Below are 17,095 nucleotides of genomic sequence, written 5' to 3'. Positions count from 1 at the left end.
GACGGGTCCGTATCGAAAACTGACTTAGGCTTGCCTCATGGCCGAAAACTCGATCACCGACGCACCGCACGTCATACCGGAGGCGATCCACCGCCGCCGGTGGGCGATCCTGACCGTGCTGCTGTTCAGCCTCCTGGTCGTGGTGCTGGACAACTCGATCCTCAACGTGGCGATGAAGACGATCGCCCAGCCGTCGCCGACCGGGCTCGGCGCTTCGCAGAGCCAGCTCGAATGGGCGATCAACTCCTACACCCTGGTCTTCGCTGGCCTGCTGTTCACCGCGGGTCTGCTCGGCGACCGCCTCGGCCGCAAGAAGGTCCTGCTCTTCGGCATGATCGTGTTCGGCGCCGGCTCGGCGCTGTCCGCGTTCTCCGGCTCCGCCGGCCAGCTGATCGGCTACCGCGCGGTGATGGGCCTGGGCGGCGCGTTCATCATGCCCGCCACGCTCGCCATCATCATGAACGTCTTCGAGCGCAAGGAGCAGCCGAAGGCGATCGGCATCTGGACCGGTGTCGTGGGCCTGGCCATCGCCATCGGCCCGATCACCGGCGGCGCGCTGCTCGAACACTTCTGGTGGGGCTCGGTCTTCCTGATCAACGTGCCGATCGTGGTCGTCGCGCTGATCGCGATGTTCATCCTGGTGCCCGACTCGCGCGACCCGCGCCCCGGCAGGCTCGACCCGGCCGGTGTGGTGCTCTCCATCGTCGGCCTGGTGCTGCTGATCTACGGCATCATCAAGGGCGGCCAGTTCGGCGACTTCACCAAGCCCGAGGTGTGGTCGACCATCCTCGGCGGCCTGATCGTGCTCGGCGCCTTCGTCTGGTACGAGGCGCGCAGCGACCACCCCGCCTTCGACGTCACCTACTTCAAGGACCGCCGCTTCTCCGCGTCCGTCGCGGCCATCGGCCTGGTCTTCTTCGCCCTGATGGGCGTCACCTTCTTCATCGTCTTCTACACCCAGACCGTGCGCGGCTACAGCCCGCTCAAGACCGGTCTGCTGCTGCTCCCGCTGGCCGCCGCGCAGATGATCTTCGCGCCGCGCGCCCGGCTGGTGGTCGACCGCTTCGGGGCGCGCGCGGTGTGCACCGGCGGCCTCACCCTGACCGCGGTCTCCTTCTTCGGCTTCCTGCTGCTCGGCGAGAGCACCCCGATCTGGGTGCTGGAAGTGCTGTTCTTCCTGATGGGTACGGCGATGGCGCACGTCATGCCGCCGGCCACCGTCATGATCATGTCGTCGCTGCCGCGTGAGAAGGCCGGTTCCGGTTCCGCGGTCAACAACACCTTCCGCCAGGTCGGCGGTGCGATCGGTGTCGCCGTCCTCGGTTCTGTGCTGTCCACCGTCTACCGCAACGGCATCAACGACCACCTCGACGTCCTGCCCGCGGGCGCCCGGCACTCGGCGGGCGAGTCCATTCAGGCCACCCTCGGTGTCGCCGCCAAGCTCGGCCCCAAGGGTCAGGCACTGGTGCAGCCCGCCAATGACGCCTTCATCCACGCGATGCACATCACCGCCGCGTGCTCGGGCGTCGTCGCCCTGGTCGGTGCCGTGGTCACCCTGGTCTTCCTGCCCCGCAAGGAAGAGGTGGACCTCGCGCAGAAGCCGCAGGCCGAGCCCGAGAAAGTGGGTGCCGAGCAGTGATCGACCCGCCGAGTACGGCGGCCGCGCGGCGCGGTCGCCCGCGCTCCGCGGCCGTCGACGAGGCGGTCATCGAAGCGGTGCTGCGGCTGATCGCCGAGGGCAGCACCCTGGCCGAGCTGACGATGGAGGGGATCGCCAGGGAGGCCGGGGTCGGCAAGGCCACCGTCTACCGGCGCTGGCCGGGCAAGGAGGCGCTGCTGCTCGACGTGCTCGCCACGGTCGACGGGGAGATCCCGGAGGAGGTCCCGGGCGCCAGCTTCCGTGACGACCTGATCCGGGCGGTCGAGTGGATCCGGCGGCGCGGCCTGGCCAAGCGCGACTCGGCGATCATGCGCTCCATGATCACCGAGGCGCAGGCCAGCACCGAGCTGTGGAAGCGCTATCACGAGACGGTGATCGCCACCCGGCGCACCGCGCTGGCGGATCTGCTGAAGCGCGGCATGGCCGACGGTCACATCCGCCCGGAGCTGGGCTCCGACGTCGAGCTGCTCGTCGACTTCGTGACCGGTCCCATGCTGATCCGCACCACCCTGCACCCGGGCGCGGACCTGCCGGACGACCTGCCCGAACGGCTGGCCGACCTGCTGCTCGAAGGGATGCGCCCGCGCGACTGCCCCTTCTAGGGCGTGTCCGCAATGTCGCGGCGTCCGTCCGAAGGGCGTGCCCACCGGTTCCAGGGGCGTGCCGCCCGGCGCACATGACCGGCAGAGGTCCGGGGTGTCCGCGTTGTGTCACAGCTGAGGCCGTTGCGGGGTGCGGCGGAACCCGCCGCACCCCGCGGTCCGTCGGTTCCTGTACCGATCCCCTAAGGTCGGCAGAGCACCCGGCAAGGCAGTGAGGACCCTCATGACCCAGGCGCAGAGCAGCACGGACGCGACCACGGACGGCAGCACCCCGCCGGACCGCACCGCCTCCGGAGCCCGCGCCCGGTTCCTGCGCTGGTGGCAGCCGGACGGCATGTGGCGGCGCGGCATCGTCATTGCCGTCGTCGCCGTCCTGCTCGGCCTGGTGCTGTTCATCCACTCCGACGTGCCCAACCGGATCGGCAACCTCGGCAGTCTGCTGGAGACGTTCCTGCCCTGGTTCGGGCTGCTGGTGCCGGTGCTGCTGGTCGCCGCCGTGCTGCGCCGCTCGGTGACGGCGCTGATCGCGCTGCTGCTGCCGTCGGTGATCTGGCTGAACCTCTTCGGCGGTCTGCTCACCGACAAGACGTCCGCCGGCGGCGACCTGACGGTGCTCACCCACAATGTCAACGCCGAGAACCCGGACCCGGACGGCACCGCCAAGGACGTCGTCGCGGCCGGCGCCGACATCGTCGCCCTGGAGGAGCTGGCCGAGAGCCAGGCCCCCCGCTACGCGCGCGATCTCGCGGCGGCCTACCCGTACCACTCGGTGCAGGGCACGGTCGGGCTGTGGAGCAAATATCCGCTGTCCGGGGTGCGCACGGTGGACATCAAGATGGGCTGGACCCGGGCGATGCGGGCCGCGGTGCGCACCCCGCACGGGCAGGTCGCGGTGTACGTGGCGCACCTGCCGTCCGTGCGGGTGAAGTTCAACGCCGGATTCACCGCCGGGCAGCGGGACAGCGCGGCGGACGCGCTCGGGCAGGCCATCGCCGACGAGAGCCTGCGCGACGTGGTGTTGCTCGGCGACCTCAACGGCACCATGAACGACCGGGCGCTGGCCTCGGTCACCTCGCAGATGCGCTCCACGCAGGGCGCGGCGGGCAACGGCTTCGGCTTCAGCTGGCCGGCGTCCTTCCCGATGGCCAGGATCGACCAGATCATGGTCAAGGGCATCGAGCCCAAGGCGTCCTGGACCCTGCCCAGGACGGGCAGCGACCATCTGCCGGTCGCCGCCCGCCTCCAGGTGTCGTAAGTGCCGTAAGAATGTAAGTGCCGTAAGAACGTAAGAGGTTCTGCGGCCTTACGAGCCTTCCCGCCAGGCGTTGGTGATCGGCAGCCTGCGGTCCTTGCCGAAGCCCTTCGCGGAGATCTTGGTGCCCGGCGGATACTGCCGCCGCTTGTACTCGGCGGTGTCGGTGAGCTTCAGGATCCGGGTGACCAGCTCCGGGTCGAAGCCTGCCGCGATGATCGCCTCGCGGCCCTGGTCGCGGTCCACGTACAGCTCGAGCACCCGGTCCAGCACGTCGTAGTCCGGCAGCGAGTCGGTGTCGACCTGCCCGGGGCGCAGCTCCGCGCTCGGCGGCTTGCTGATCGAGTTCTCCGGGATCGGCGGGGTCTCGCCGCGCGCGGCGGCGTCGGCGTTGCGCCAGCGGGCCAGCCGGAAGACGGTCGTCTTGTAGACGTCCTTGATCGGGCCGTACGCGCCCACCGAGTCGCCGTACAGCGTGGAGTAACCGACCGCCAGCTCGCTCTTGTTGCCCGGCGCGAGCACGATGTGGCCCTCCTGGTTGGAGATCCCCATCAGCGTCACACCGCGCAGCCGCGACTGGAGGTTCTCCTCGGCCAGGCCGGTCAGCGACAGCGACGCCATGTACGCGTCGAACATCGGGGCGATCGACACCGTACGGAAGTTGAGGCCGGTCCTGCGGGCCAGTTCCGCCGCGTCGCCCTTCGAGTGGTCCGAGGAGTACGCGGACGGCATCGAGACGCCGTGGACGTTGCCGGCGCCGATCGCGTCGCAGGCGATCGCGGCGACCAGCGCCGAGTCGATACCGCCGGACAGGCCGATCAGCACCGAGCGGAAACCGTTCTTCTCCACATACGCGCGCAGGCCGGTGACCAGGGCCCCGTAGACCTCGGCGTCGTCGCTCAGCCGCTCGGCCTCGCCGCCGGTGTGCTCGGCGCGATACGCGGCGACCGGCTCGGCCGACAGCGTCACATGGCGGATCTCCAGGCCGTCGGCCACCTCGCCGGACGGCGCCCCGTCCGGCGCGGCCGGCAGGTCCAGGTCGAGCAGGACGGTCTCCTCGGCGAACTGCGGCGCCCGCGCGATCACCTCGCCGTCCCGGTCCACGACGATGGTGTCGCCGTCGAAGACCAGCTCGTCCTGGCCGCCGACCATCGCCAGGTACGCCAGCGTGCAGCCGGCCTCCCGGGCGCGCTTGCGGACCAGCTCCAGCCGGGTGTCGTCCTTGTCGCGCTCGTACGGCGAGGCGTTGACCGACAGCAGCAGGCCGGCGCCGGCCGCGCGGGCGGCGGGCACCCGGCCGCCGTCCTGCCACAGGTCCTCGCAGATGGCCAGTGCCACGTCCACGCCGCGCACCCGGATCACCGGCATGGTGTCGCCGGGCACGAAGTAGCGGAATTCGTCGAAGACGCCGTAGTTGGGCAGGTGGTGCTTGGCGAAGCGCAGCGCCACCTCGCCGCGGTGCAGCACCGCCGCGCAGTTCTGCGGGGCGCCGGCCGGCTGGCCGTAGCGAGGGCGCGCGTTCTCGCTGCGGCCCAGGTAGCCCACGACCACCGGCAGCTCGCCGAGGCCCTCCTCGGCGAGGCGCTTGGCCAGCTCCACCAGCGCGGAGCGGCTCGCGTCCACGAAGGACGACCGCAGCGCGAGGTCTTCGACCGGATATCCGGTCAGCATCATCTCGGGGAACGCCACCAGGTGCGCTCCGCGCTGGGCTGCGTCATGGGTCCTGCGCAGGACGGTCTCGGCGTTGCCGGCGATGTCGCCGACGCGGCTGTCGATCTGATTCAGGGCGACACGTAGTTGAGGCACGGCCTCATCATAATCGTCAATACGACGCGATGTCTGTCACCCCGGTCACCTCCGGGAGAAGGGTGCCCCATCAGGGGCGCGGGGAACTGCGCGCTCGGCCACCGCGGTGGTGCGGCTTACACACCGCCCCCAGCGGGGCCGACGCTGTTGTTTCGCGACCACCGGCCGGTGGGGGCTGGTCGCGCAGTTCCCCGCGCCCCTGATGGGGCACCCTTTTCCGCCAGCGCAGCGCCGCGTCCCCGCGCCCCTACTGGGGCACCCTTTTCCCGTACTACTGGCGGAGCCAGACGGCGGTGTCGGACGGGACGCGGCCGTCGTCGGCCAGGGGGCCGCTGGTGAGCAGCAGCTCGGTGTGCGCGGGCAACTCCGCAGGAGCAGCACCGAGGTTGACGACGCACACGAAATCACCGTCGCGGCTGAAGGCGAGGACCTCAGGGGCGGAGGGGAGCCACGTCATGGGCCCGTCGCCGAGCCCGCCCTCCGCGGAGCGGATCCGCAGCCCCGCGCGGTAGAGCGACAGCATCGACGCGGGATCCGCGGACTGGATCTCCGCGGTGCGCCCGGCCCAGTCCGCCGGCTGCGGAAGCCACGCCTCGGCCGAGCCCTCGGGGCTGAAGCCGAACGGCGGGGCGTCCCCGGACCACGGCAGCGGCACCCGGCAGCCGTCGCGGCCGGGATCGGTGCCGCCGGACCGCAGGTACATCGGGTCCTGGAGCTTGGCCGCCGGGATGTCCTCGACCTCCGGCAGCCCCAGCTCCTCGCCCTGGTAGAGGTAGACCGAGCCGGGCAGGGCCAGGGTGAGCAGGGCCGCGGCCCGCGCCCGGCAGGTGCCGAGCTCCAGGTCGGTCGGGATGCCGAAGGCTTTGGTGGCGAAGTCGAAACCGGTGTCGGCGCGCCCGTAGCGGGTGACCGTACGCGTCACGTCGTGGTTGCACAGCACCCAGGTGGCGGGCGCGCCCACCGGCTTGTGCGCGGCGAGCGTGGTGTCGATGGAGGTCCGCAGCTGCTCCGGCGCCCACGGACAGGCCAGGAAGTCGAAGTTGAACGCGGTGTGCATCTCGTCGGGCCGCAGGTAGTGCGCGAAGCGCACCGCGTCCGGCAGCCACACCTCGCCGACCAGGATGCGGGTGTTGTCGTACGCGTCCGCGATCCGCCGCCAGCCGCGGTAGATGTCGTGCAGGTCGTCCCGGTCGATGTACGGGTGCGGCACGCCCGGGTCGGCGGACAGGTCCGGCAGCTCCGGGTCCTTGGTGACCATCGCGGCCGAGTCGATCCGGACGCCGCCGGCGCCCCGGTCGAACCAGAACCGCAGGATGTCCTCGTGCTCGGCGCGGACGTCCGGGTGGTTCCAGTTGAGGTCGGGCTGCTCGGAGTCGAAGAGGTTCAGGAACCAGTCGCCGGGCGTGCCGTCGGGGTCGGTGGTCCGCGTCCAGGCCGGGCCGCCGAACTGCGACGGCCAGTTGTTGGGCGGCAGTTCACCGTTCTCGCCGCGGCCGGGGCGGAACCAGAAGCGGTCGCGCGCGGGGGAGCCGGGACCGGCCGCCAGCGCCTCGCGGAACCACGGGTGCGCGGCCGATATGTGGTTCGGCACGATGTCGATGATCGTCCTGATGCCCAGCGCGAGCGCCTCGGAGATCAGCTTCTCCGCCTCGGCGAGCGTGCCGAAGACCGGGTCGATGTCCCGGTAGTCGGCCACGTCGTAGCCGCCGTCGGCCATCGGCGACGGGTACCACGGGTTGAACCACAGGGCGTCGACGCCGAGTTCGGCCAGGTAGGGCAGCCGGGCACGCACCCCGGCGAGGTCTCCGGTGCCGTCGCCGTTGCTGTCGGCGAAGCTGCGCGGATAGACCTGGTAGATCACCGCGCCGCGCCACCAGTTCTCGTCGGCCTCGGGTCGAGGGGTGTCTGCCACGTCAACGTCCTTTCGGGCAGGTGGGACCCCGCCGCCGGCCCCGGAAGGCGGGGATGTGGGCATGGGGGCCGGCGGCGGAGTGCTTGGGGGTGCGTTACGGGAAGGCTTGCGGTACGGCGACCGGTCGGGTCAGCCCTTGAGGCTGCCCGCGGTCAGGCCGGACATGATGTTGCGCTGGAAGAGCAGGAAGATCAGCAGGGTCGGCACCGCGGAGATGGCGAGCGCGGCGATGAGCACGTTCTGCGGTACGCCCTGCGAGAGCGAGTTGATGCCGATGTTGATCGGCTGGTTCTTCGGGTCGGGCTCCACCAGCATCGGCCAGAGGAAGTCCTTCCAGACGTTGACCACCGCGAAGATCGACACGACGCCGAGGATCGGGCGGGACATCGGCAGCACGATCGACCACAGGGTGCGCAGCGGCCCCGCGCCGTCGATCTTCGCCGCGGCCATCAGGTCCTCGGGGATCGAGTCGAAGAACCGCTTGAGCAGGAAGATGTTGAAGCCGTTGGCGACCGTGGGCAGCCAGATCGCCCAGGGGGTGCCGATGAGATTGACGTGCAGCAGCGGGATGTCCAGGACGGTCATGTACTGCGGCACGATCAGCACGGCGGCCGGGATCATCAGCGTGGCGAGCATCATGCCGAGGATCAGATTGCCCAGCACCGGACGGAGCTTGGAGATCGCGTACGCCGCCGCCACGTCGAAGACGAGCTGGAACAGCAGCGCGCCGAACGCGTAGTAGAAGGTGTTGAAGAGCAGCCGGGCGATCTTCAGCTCGCTCCACGCGTCCGAGTAGTTGCTGGCTTTCGGGTGCTTCGGGAAGAGCGTCGGCGGATTGGCCAGGACTTCCTGTGCCGATTTGAATCCGCCGGTGACCATCCAGTAGAGCGGGCCGAGGAACACCAGGGTGAAGACCGCGACGACCAGGGTCAGTACGGTCCAGTAGACGAATTTGGCCCGGGGCCGGCTCAGGGTGGCCGACGAGATCAGGGTCCGGTTTTGCTGGGTGAACGCTGCCATGTCCGTCTTCCGTCCTAGTCGCTGTTCCGGCTCAGCCGCGAGTACAGACCGGAGAATCCGGCGAGCACCAGCAGCAGGAAAAGGCCCAGCGCCGCGGCGCTTCCGAAATTGTTGTAGCGGAACGCGTACTGGTAGACCATGTACACGACCGTCGTGGTGGAATTCTCCGGGCCGTTTCCGCCGGTCAGCAGGTAGACGTTGGTGAATTCCTGCATGGTGGCCACGATCTGCAGCAGCAGCATGAGCGAGAGCACCATGCGGGTCTGCGGGATCGTGACGTGCCAGATCTTGCTGAACAGGCCGGCGCCGTCCAGGTCGGCGGCCTCGTACAGCTCGCCGGGGATGTTCTGGAGCGCCGCCAGATAGATCAGGGTGGCGCTTCCCATGCTCATCCAGGTGGCCGCGATCACCACCGAGATCATCGCCGTGTGCGACGAGTCCAGCCATTGTGATGTGGGCAGGTGCAGGGTCTTCAGTATGTGGTTGAAGAGCCCGTACTCCGGGTTGTAGAAGTACTTGAACAGCAGCACGCCGGCCACCGGCGGGAGCATCACCGGCAGGTACACCAGAATGCGCAGGTACGCCTGTGCGTGCCGCAGTTCGTTGAGCAGGATCGCCACGAAGAACGGCACGATGAAGCCGATGATCAGCGCGTACACCGTGAATTGCAGGGTGTTGCGCCAGGCCGTCCAGAAGTACGGGTCGTGGTAGACCTGCTTGAGATTGTCGAAGCCCACCCAGGTGGTGACACCGCGCTTGGTCCGCTGGAAACTCATGATGAATTCGCGGACCATCGGGTACCAGGAGAAGAACCCGAAGCAGACGATCGCGCCGATCAGGAAACCGTACGCCTGGATGTTGCTCCGTACTTTACGGCTCAGGCCGGAACGGTGCTGCGTTCCGTCGGGCTGACCAACGGGGCGCCCGGCGTGGCGCCTACTCGATTTCTCGGGGACGGTTGTCGCCGCCATGGGTGCTCCTCGACTGAAGTGATGCGTCGGGCCGGTACCGCTGAGCGGGGGCCGGTCGCCGGACCGGCCCCCGCGGGGTGCTCGTTACTGACTGGCGGCCAGCAGGCTGTTGACCTGCGACTCGGCAGTGGAGAGCAGCTTGTCGATGTCAGCGCCCTTGTTGGTGAGCACGCCGGACATCACGGTGTCGAGCACGGTGTAGATCTTCTGCGCGTTCGGCGGCTCGGGCTTCACCGGCACCTGGGTGTCGACGTAGGTCTTGAAGTTGTCGACCGGGATGGTGGCGCTGGCGGCCTTGAGCTGGTTGTCCTTGTCCTTCGACGCACCGGTGAAGAAGAACGGCTCCGGCAGGCCGACGGGCAGACCGTCCGTCTTGTTCCGGGTGTAGTTGAACTGGCCCTTGCCCGGGGTGAGGAACTTGAAGTTGATCCAGGCGATGCCCGCCTTGATCTGGTCCGGCGAGGACCCCTTCTTGAACATGTAGTCGTTGCCGCCGAAGAGCGAGGTCTTGCCGCCGGGGATCGGCGCCATGCCCAGGTTCTTGTAGTCGGCCTTGTACTGCTGGACGACCAGCGGGATGTCGTCGGGCGCGCCGACGTACATGCCGACCTGGCCGGTGCCCATGGCCTTCTGGACGTCGCCCCACTCCTTGCCCGGGGTGGCGGGCATGCTGTTGTCCGTCCAGCGCATGTCGTGCAGCGTGGTCAGCAGCGTCTTGGCGTTGTCGTCGTTGAACGTGGCCTTCTTGCCGGAGTCGTCGACCATCGTGCCGCCGAGGCCGTACAGCTCCGAGGTGAAGTGCCAGCCGCCCTGGTTGCCGCCGGCGTTCTCGATGAAGCCGTGGATGCCCTTGCTGCCGAGCTTGTCCTGGATGACCTTGGCGTCCTGCCGGACCTCGTCCCACGTGGTCGGCGGCTTGTTCGGGTCAAGACCGGCGTCCGCGAAGATCTTGCGGTTGTAGATCAGGCCCATTTCGTAGTTCGAGGTGGGCAGACCGTACAGCTTGCCGCCGTCCTTGAGGACATTGAGCACGTTGGGGTCGATGTCCTTGAGGTTCGGCACCGTCTTGTCGTTGACGTAGGCGCTGATGTCCTCGGCCTGGCCGGCGTCCAGCACCTGCTGGAGGTCGGTCATGTAGGTGTAGAACGTGTCGGCCTGGCTGCTGCCCTGGAGCTGGGCGGTGAACTTGGCCGGGTCCTCGCAAGGGAACGCGTCCTTGCTGTTGATCGTGACGTTCGGGTACGTCTTGTTGAACTCGGCGACGTCGTCGATCCACTGCTGGCGCTCGGCCTTCTTGGTGGTCGGCGGCTCACAGTCGACCGTGATCGACACCTTGGTCTTCGGGTCCAAGGGGGTGCCGGCGCTGGAGCTGGAGCTGGAGGACTTCGTCCCCGGGTCGTCCTTCTTGTCGTCGCTGGAACACGCGGCACTGGCCAGGCCGATGCCGGCGACCAGCGCGACTGCCACCAGTCTGCGGTAGCCGATTCTGCTCATGATCAAAACCCTTTCCCCTGAACCACTGCGCGTCGTAGGACTGCGATCTGGGACCCCCGCGGCACATGATGCTCGGCGCCGGTGCACGCCGCCGTTTCGGGTTGGCTCAACGTACTTAACCCGATAGATGTCCGCAAGATGTCGCGCGAATTTCGCAAAGACACGACTCGGTTACGACGGCGAACGGCCGGTAAGTGGAAGTGGCTCCACCGGCCGGCGGGCCCGCGGAGGGCGTCAGGGGGCGCCCCGGGGCGCGAACGCGACGGCGCCGGGGCGGGGAGTCGTACTCCCCGCCCCGGCGCCGTGTGCGGTGGGAACCGGACCCTCGCGCAGGTCAGCTCAGACGTTCGCGCGCGACTCCGGGTGCGGCAGCCGGGAGGCGTGCGGGGCGGGTCCGGTGGAACCGCGTACCACCAGTTCCGGCTCGAAGAACAGCTCGTCGTGGTCGACCGACGCGCCGCTGATCTCCCCGGCCAGCAGGTCCACCGCGGCCCGGCCCATCGCCTCGATCGGCTGCCGGACGGTGGTCAGCGGCGGCTCGGTGCAGTTCATCAACGAGGAGTCGTCGTAACCGATTACCGACACGTCCTCGGGCACGGAAAGCCGTCGCCTGCGGGCCGCCCTGATGGTGCCGAGCGCCAGCAGGTCGCTCGCGCAGATGAAAGCGGTGATGCCGCGCGCGAGCAGCCGGCTGGCCGCGGCCTGACCGCCTTCCAGGGTGAACAGCGCGTGCTCGACGGTGACCGACGGGTCGACCCGGCGGGCCGCGGCGAGCTTGCGCCGTGAGGGCACGTGGTCCGGCGGGCCGAGCACCAGCGCGATGCGCTGGTGGCCGAGCGAGATCAGGTGGTTCATCGCCTGCTCGACCGCGACCGCGTCGTCACAGCTGACGCGCGGGAAGTCGAGATGGTCGATCGCCGCGTTCATCAGCACGGTGGGCAGATTGCGCTCCGCCAGCCGCGCGTAATGATCGTGCGGCGACTCGGCCTGGGCGTACAGCCCGCCGAAGAACACCACACCGGAGACGTGCTGTTGGAGCAGCAGCTCCACGTAGTCGGCCTCGGAAACGCCCCCCGCGGTCTGCGTGCACAGCACCGGGGTGAAACCCTGCTGTGCCAGCGCGCCGCCGACCACCTCGGCGAAGGCCGGGAAGATCGGGTTCTGCAGTTCGGGCATGACCATGCCGACGAGCCGGGCCCGTTCCCCGCGCAGCTGGGTGGGCCGTTCGTAACCGAGCACGTCAAGAGCGGTGAGGACCGCGGCCCGGGTTCCGTCGGAGACGCCGGGCTTCCCGTTCAGCACGCGGCTGACGGTGGCCTCGCTCACCCCGACCTTCTTTGCCACCTCGGCAAGTCGTCGTGTCATGGCGTCGATTCTAGTACAGGTGGCGCAAGTTTCTTGCGGTCTATTTGCGAGATCTCTGCAAGCCATCCAAATTTTGCGAAATCCAATCGACATCTTGCTGTCCCATGCATGTCATCTCTAGGGTGTGCGTCACCTCTGTGACTCCAGTCAGAAGGGACACCCCCCACCCCATGGACAACAGACGTCGCTCAACGGTGTGGCTGGCCTCGGCCACCGCCGCCGCGGTGGCGGCCGGCGGACTCGCCCTCGCCGTGACCACCCAGGCCGCAAGCGCCGCCCCGACCGTATCCAGCGTCTCGCCGTTCGCCGTCAGCGGCGGGGCGAGCGTGCCGTTCACCGAGTACGAGGCGGAGGCCGCGGCCACCAACGGCTCGGCGGTCGGCCCCGACTACACGCAGTCCACCGTGGCCTCCGAGGCGTCAGGACGCCGTGCGGTCAACCTCAGCGGCCAGGGCAAATACGTGGAATTCACCCTCACCGCCCCGGCCAACGCCGTGGACGTGGCCTACAACCTGCCGCGCGGCGCCTCCGGCACCGTCTCGGTCTACGTCAACGGCACGAAGATCAGCCAGAAGCTCGCCGTCACCGCGCAGTACAGCTATGTCGACACCGGCTGGATCGCGGGCTCCAAGACCCACCACTTCTTCGACGACGCCCGGATCAAGCTCGGCCAGAACCTGAACTCCGGCGCCAAGGTCAAGCTCCAGCTCGACGCGGGCGACACCGGCCAGGCCACCATCGACGTCGCCGACTTCGAGCAGGTCGCCGCCGCCGCGAGCGCCCCGGCCAACTCCATATCCGTCGTCGCCAACGGCGCCGACGCCTCCGGCGCGGGCGACTCCACCAGCGCCTTCAACACCACCATTTCCCAGGCCAAGTCGCAGGGCAAGGAGGTCTGGATCCCGTCCGGCGACTTCAAGCTGGGCTCCACCATCCAGGCCGACGGCGTCACCATCCGCGGCGCGGGCAACTGGTACTCGGTGCTGCACAGCTCGCACCTGATCGACCAGACCAGCGCGAGCGGCAACACCAAGCTCTACGACTTCGCCGTCTTCGGCGAGGTCAGCGTCCGCAACGACAACTCGCCCGACAGCTTCATCACCGGCAGCCTCGGCCCGAACTCGGTGGTCTCCGGCATCTGGGTGCAGCGCGAGAAGTGCGGCCTGTGGCTGACCGGCAACAACAACAATCTGCTGGTGCAGAACAACCGCATCATCGGCACCACCGCCGACGGCCTCAATCTGGACGGCAGCGCCAACGGCGTCCAGGTCAAGAACAACTTCCTGCGCAATCAGGGCGACGACTCGCTCGCCATGTGGTCGCTCGGCGCGCCGGACACCGGCAACACCTTCAGCAACAACACCATCGTGCAGCCCAACCTGGCCAACGGCATCGCGATCTACGGCGGCAGCAACAACACCGTCTCCAACAACGTGATCGCCGACACCAACGCGCTCGGCGGCGGCATCGCCATCTCCAACCAGGCGTTCCTCCAGCCGTTCAACCCGCTGTCGGGCACGGTCACGGTCTCCGGCAACACCCTGATCAGGACCGGTGCGCTCAACCCCAACTGGGGTCACCCGATGGGCGCGCTGCGCGTCGACAGCTACGACTACGCGATCAACAACGACATCCGGATCAGCAACACCACCTTCGTCGACAGCCCCTACAGCGACTTCGAGTTCGTCTCGGGCGGCGGCCACGGCTACACCATCAACGGCGTCACGGTCAGCGGCGCGACCGCGTCCAACACCGGCACCGTGGTGGTGCAGGCCGAGACCCCGGGCTCGGCGTCCTTCAGCAATGTCACCGCCACCGGCACCGGCGTGACGGGCACGTACAACTGCCCGTACCCGGCGAACCTGCCCGCCTTCACCATCAACCGCGGCTCCGGCAACAGCGGTTGGGACGGCAACTGGAACGACTGCGGCACCTGGCCGCAGCCGGGCTCCGGCAACCCGCCGACCTCGCCGCCCACCACCCCGCCGACCACACCGCCCGCCACCGGCAATCTCGCCCAGGGCCACCCGGCCTCCGACACCGGTCACGCCGATGTCTACGTCGCGGGCAACGCGGTGGACGGCAACGCCAACACCTACTGGGAGAGCGCCAACAACGCCTTCCCCCAGTCCCTGACCGTCGACCTCGGCGCGGCCAAGACCGTCGGCCGGATCGTCCTGAAGCTCCCGCCGGCCGCGGCGTGGGCGACCCGTACCCAGACGCTGAGCGTCCTGGGCTCCACCGACAACAACAGCTACAGCACGCTCAAGTCGTCCGCGGGCTACACCTTCAACCCGTCGAGCGGAAACACCGTCACCATCCCGGTGACCTCCGCGACCGCCCGCTACGTACGGCTGACCATCACCGGCAACACCGGCTGGCCCGCGGGTCAGCTCTCCGAATTCGAGGTCTACTCCTCGTAACGCGCGGCTTGTTTGCGCACTTCAGCGCGTCGCGTCGCCCGCCGGGCGGCGGTCCTCCGACAGGGGGCCGCCGTCCGGCGTTTCGCCGTTCTCCCGCAGATGCAGCGCGCGCAGCGCGATCTCGGTGGCGAACCGGTCGTCGGGCCGGGCGAGTTGGTCGCCGAAGGCGCGGTCGAGAATACGGATGCGGTAGCGCACCGTCTGCGGATGCACACCGAGCCGGTCGGCGACCTGCGCGGCGGTGCCGCGGGTGGTCAGCCAGATCCGCAGGGTCTCGATCAGCCGGGCGCGCTGGGTGGCGGTCAGTCCGACCAGCGGTCCCAGATAGCGCTTGGCGATCTGCTCGACCAGGGCCGGGTCGCCCAGCAGCCACAGCGGCAGCAGATGATTCTCGCTGAGCGCCACCGAGTCGTCGTCGATGATCCCGGCGTCCGCGAGCGCCAGGGTGTGCCGGGCCCAGCGCAGCGAGTCGGCGGCCTCGCTCAGTGCGGTGGTCAGCCCGACCGCCGCCCGGCAGCCGTTCAGCGCCGCGTGCAGCCGGGCCCGTCGCGCTTCGGTGAGCGGCCCCGGCACCAGCAGATGCGGCTCGGGGTCCGCGAAGTCCACCAGGATGTCCTTGTCCAGCGCCGACCCGGCCGGCCGGGTGTCGGGCGCGATCGCGACCAGCGTCACCTCCTCGGGCAGCGGCCACGCCGAGTGCTCGGCCAGTTCCGCGAGCGCGCTGCGGGCCACCGACGCGCCGTTGAGGATGCGCCGCAGCAGCCGGCGCCGCCGGTTGTCCGGCTCCTCGCCGAGTTCGGCCATCGCCTGCTCGTAGCCCTCGCGGGAGAGTTCGGCCAGATCGCCCATGTACGCGAAGAGCGCGTCGGCGAAGGTGAGCATGAAGGACGCCGACAGGTTGTAGCGGCGGCCCACGCTGCGCACCCGGCGCAGCGCGACCTGGCAGCCGATGCGGTACGCGGCCTGCAGATTGTCCAGACTGCGGCCCTCGTACGCCTCGAAGCGGCCGAACTGCCGGCACAGGTCGTCGCGCAGCGCGGTGGTCGCGGTGGGCGCGGCGACCCGGTCGACGAACGTGGCGATGCTCTGCTCGATGCCGATTTTGATCACCCGGGCGTTCGGCCCTTCCAGTAAGTGGCCGTATTCGGGGATCGAGGTGACGATTTCGGTGGCCATCTCTTTTAAGAGACTCGGGAGTTCGGGGCGCATGATGGCCGCGAACTCCCGTGGAATCGGACCGAGTGATTCCGCCTGTTCCGGTGTCTGACGCATTACGGTCATGCCCCGTCCCCCCTTCCCTCGCTGCTGGCTCCGGGCCGCTGAACCGGTGAAGCGGTGTGCCACGCACGGTAGTTGTCGGCAACCTCGCTGCAACATAGACCAATCACGCACCGAACGCAGCACCTTGTACGCGGAAACGTGTCCGGCGGTGCGGCGACAGGGTTGTGCGACCGATGGCCATGGTTGCACCGGCGGTGACGGTGTCATGGTCCCGATGATGACCTCGACCGGCGCTTGTCCGGCCCTTGCCGGGTAAGCGACTTGCTCACTTGCTTATAAAAAATCCCGGCTCCGTGTTGCGCGGATGACAGAAAAATACCCGGGAGTAAGGTCCGCCCGAGAATCTTGGCCAGGATTATTGCGCCTCCGGGTTACCCGTGCGTAACGTCCCTCCCCGCAAGGGCAACCGAGCGGAATCGGTGCCACGTTCCAGGTAGTGAGTCGTAACCGAATTCCCCTTCCCGTGCCATGCGGAAGATGCGGAAGCCGGTTTATCAGGTACGTCATCCCTCAGGAAGGACCAGCCCGTGCACACGTTCTCCAGGACCGCCAAGGGCGGCATGGTCGCCGGCGTCGCGATCGCCTCCGCCTTCGGTCTCGCGGTCAGCCCGGCCTCCGCCGTCACGTACACCGTCTCCGGCAGCTCGTCGACGGGCGCGATCACCGCGTCCGCCGCCACGCCCACGCTGACCGACACGACGACCGGCACCAAGCTCACCTGCACCTCGTCGGCGGCCACCGCCACCGTGACCAACGGTTCGCACGGCGGCACCCTCGGCACCATCAACACCGTGTCGTGGAACACCTGCAAGGTCGGCGGCATCACCTTCTCCGTCGCCGCGCAGGGCCTGCCCTGGACGCTGACCGGCACCGCGGCCACCACCTCGGCCGGCGTCACGGTCGGCACTCTCAGCGGGGTGAAGGCCACGCTGTCCGGCCTGTGCAACGCCACCTTCGCGTCGCCCACCAGCGCCAGCACCGGCGCCACCCTCAACGCCACCTACACCAACTCCACCCACACCCTGGAGATCACCGGCGGCACGCTGAAGGCGTACAGCGTCTCCGGTCTGTGCCTCGGCCTGATCAACACCAACGACCTGGCCACCTACGCGGCCAAGTACGTCGTGTCGCCGACGACGCTGAAGGTCGTCTCGCCCTGATCCGCGCGACCACCGCACAGCCCCGGCCGCCGCGACCGACCGAGCCGCTCCGGCCGACCCGGGGCCCCGGCCCGCCGCCGTGCGGCCGGGGCCCCGAACGCGCACCGGATGACAAATTCCGCCGCGCGTTTTGTCATCCGGTGACAGGA

General features: G+C 68.8%; 12 protein-coding genes. 5 read left to right on the top strand and 7 right to left on the bottom strand.

What is annotated here, in order from left to right; all coding sequences use genetic code 11:
* Positions 1 to 37: 37 nt before the first annotated feature.
* From BM076_RS13845 to BM076_RS13835, 3 genes are all read left to right on the top strand, one after another.
* Positions 38 to 1,639: an MFS transporter gene (locus tag BM076_RS13845; RefSeq protein ID WP_093713798.1), complete on the top strand. Its 1,602-nt coding sequence runs from the start codon at positions 38 to 40 to the stop codon at positions 1,637 to 1,639.
* Positions 1,636 to 2,262 (top strand): TetR/AcrR family transcriptional regulator, encoded by a 627-nt coding sequence (locus BM076_RS13840; protein WP_093713797.1) that lies wholly within the window; start codon positions 1,636 to 1,638, stop codon positions 2,260 to 2,262. The genes BM076_RS13845 and BM076_RS13840 overlap by 4 nt, the downstream gene beginning before the upstream one ends.
* Positions 2,263 to 2,596: 334 nt before the next feature.
* Positions 2,597 to 3,517, top strand: a complete 921-nt coding sequence (locus BM076_RS13835) for an endonuclease/exonuclease/phosphatase family protein (protein ID WP_407640655.1) — start codon at positions 2,597 to 2,599, stop codon at positions 3,515 to 3,517.
* A gap of 48 nt (positions 3,518 to 3,565) precedes the next feature.
* On the opposite strand, the gene BM076_RS13830 is transcribed toward BM076_RS13835, so the two are convergent.
* The 6 genes from BM076_RS13830 to BM076_RS13805 form a co-directional block, all read right to left on the bottom strand.
* Positions 3,566 to 5,320 (bottom strand): NAD+ synthase, encoded by a 1,755-nt coding sequence (locus BM076_RS13830; RefSeq protein WP_093713795.1) that lies wholly within the window; start codon positions 5,318 to 5,320, stop codon positions 3,566 to 3,568.
* Positions 5,321 to 5,591: 271 nt separating this feature from the next.
* Positions 5,592 to 7,295 (bottom strand): glycoside hydrolase family 13 protein, encoded by a 1,704-nt coding sequence (locus BM076_RS13825; RefSeq protein WP_093713794.1) that lies wholly within the window; start codon positions 7,293 to 7,295, stop codon positions 5,592 to 5,594.
* Between the two features lie 66 nt (positions 7,296 to 7,361).
* Positions 7,362 to 8,252: a carbohydrate ABC transporter permease gene (locus BM076_RS13820; RefSeq protein ID WP_093713793.1), complete on the bottom strand. Its 891-nt coding sequence runs from the start codon at positions 8,250 to 8,252 to the stop codon at positions 7,362 to 7,364.
* 14 nt (positions 8,253 to 8,266) lie between these two features.
* The gene (locus BM076_RS13815; RefSeq protein WP_093713792.1) at positions 8,267 to 9,223 is read right to left on the bottom strand and encodes a carbohydrate ABC transporter permease; all 957 of its coding nucleotides are present in this window, start codon (positions 9,221 to 9,223) and stop codon (positions 8,267 to 8,269) included.
* An 84-nt stretch (positions 9,224 to 9,307) separates the two neighbouring features.
* Positions 9,308 to 10,717, bottom strand: a complete 1,410-nt coding sequence (locus BM076_RS13810) for an ABC transporter substrate-binding protein (RefSeq protein WP_093713982.1) — start codon at positions 10,715 to 10,717, stop codon at positions 9,308 to 9,310.
* A gap of 339 nt (positions 10,718 to 11,056) precedes the next feature.
* On the bottom strand, positions 11,057 to 12,082 hold the full coding sequence (locus BM076_RS13805; RefSeq protein ID WP_093713791.1) for a LacI family DNA-binding transcriptional regulator: 1,026 nt from the start codon (positions 12,080 to 12,082) through the stop codon (positions 11,057 to 11,059).
* A gap of 170 nt (positions 12,083 to 12,252) precedes the next feature.
* Between BM076_RS13805 and BM076_RS13800 the strand changes: the two genes are divergently transcribed.
* Positions 12,253 to 14,505 (top strand): galactose-binding domain-containing protein, encoded by a 2,253-nt coding sequence (locus BM076_RS13800; protein WP_093713790.1) that lies wholly within the window; start codon positions 12,253 to 12,255, stop codon positions 14,503 to 14,505.
* Between the two features lie 21 nt (positions 14,506 to 14,526).
* Here the strand turns inward: BM076_RS13800 and BM076_RS13795 are convergent, their stop codons facing one another.
* Positions 14,527 to 15,786: a helix-turn-helix domain-containing protein gene (locus tag BM076_RS13795; protein WP_093713789.1), complete on the bottom strand. Its 1,260-nt coding sequence runs from the start codon at positions 15,784 to 15,786 to the stop codon at positions 14,527 to 14,529.
* A 527-nt stretch (positions 15,787 to 16,313) separates the two neighbouring features.
* Between BM076_RS13795 and BM076_RS13790 the strand changes: the two genes are divergently transcribed.
* A complete protein-coding gene (locus BM076_RS13790) occupies positions 16,314 to 16,946 on the top strand; it encodes a hypothetical protein (protein ID WP_245796041.1) in 633 nt (210 codons plus the stop codon).
* Positions 16,947 to 17,095: the final 149 nt, after the last annotated feature.

Origin of the sequence: Actinacidiphila alni (assembly GCF_900112845.1) — a bacterium.
Lineage (GTDB): Bacteria > Actinomycetota > Actinomycetes > Streptomycetales > Streptomycetaceae > Actinacidiphila > Actinacidiphila alni.
The sequence above is the reverse complement of the archived record's forward strand: the minus strand, read 5'-3'. Positions and strand labels throughout refer to the sequence as shown.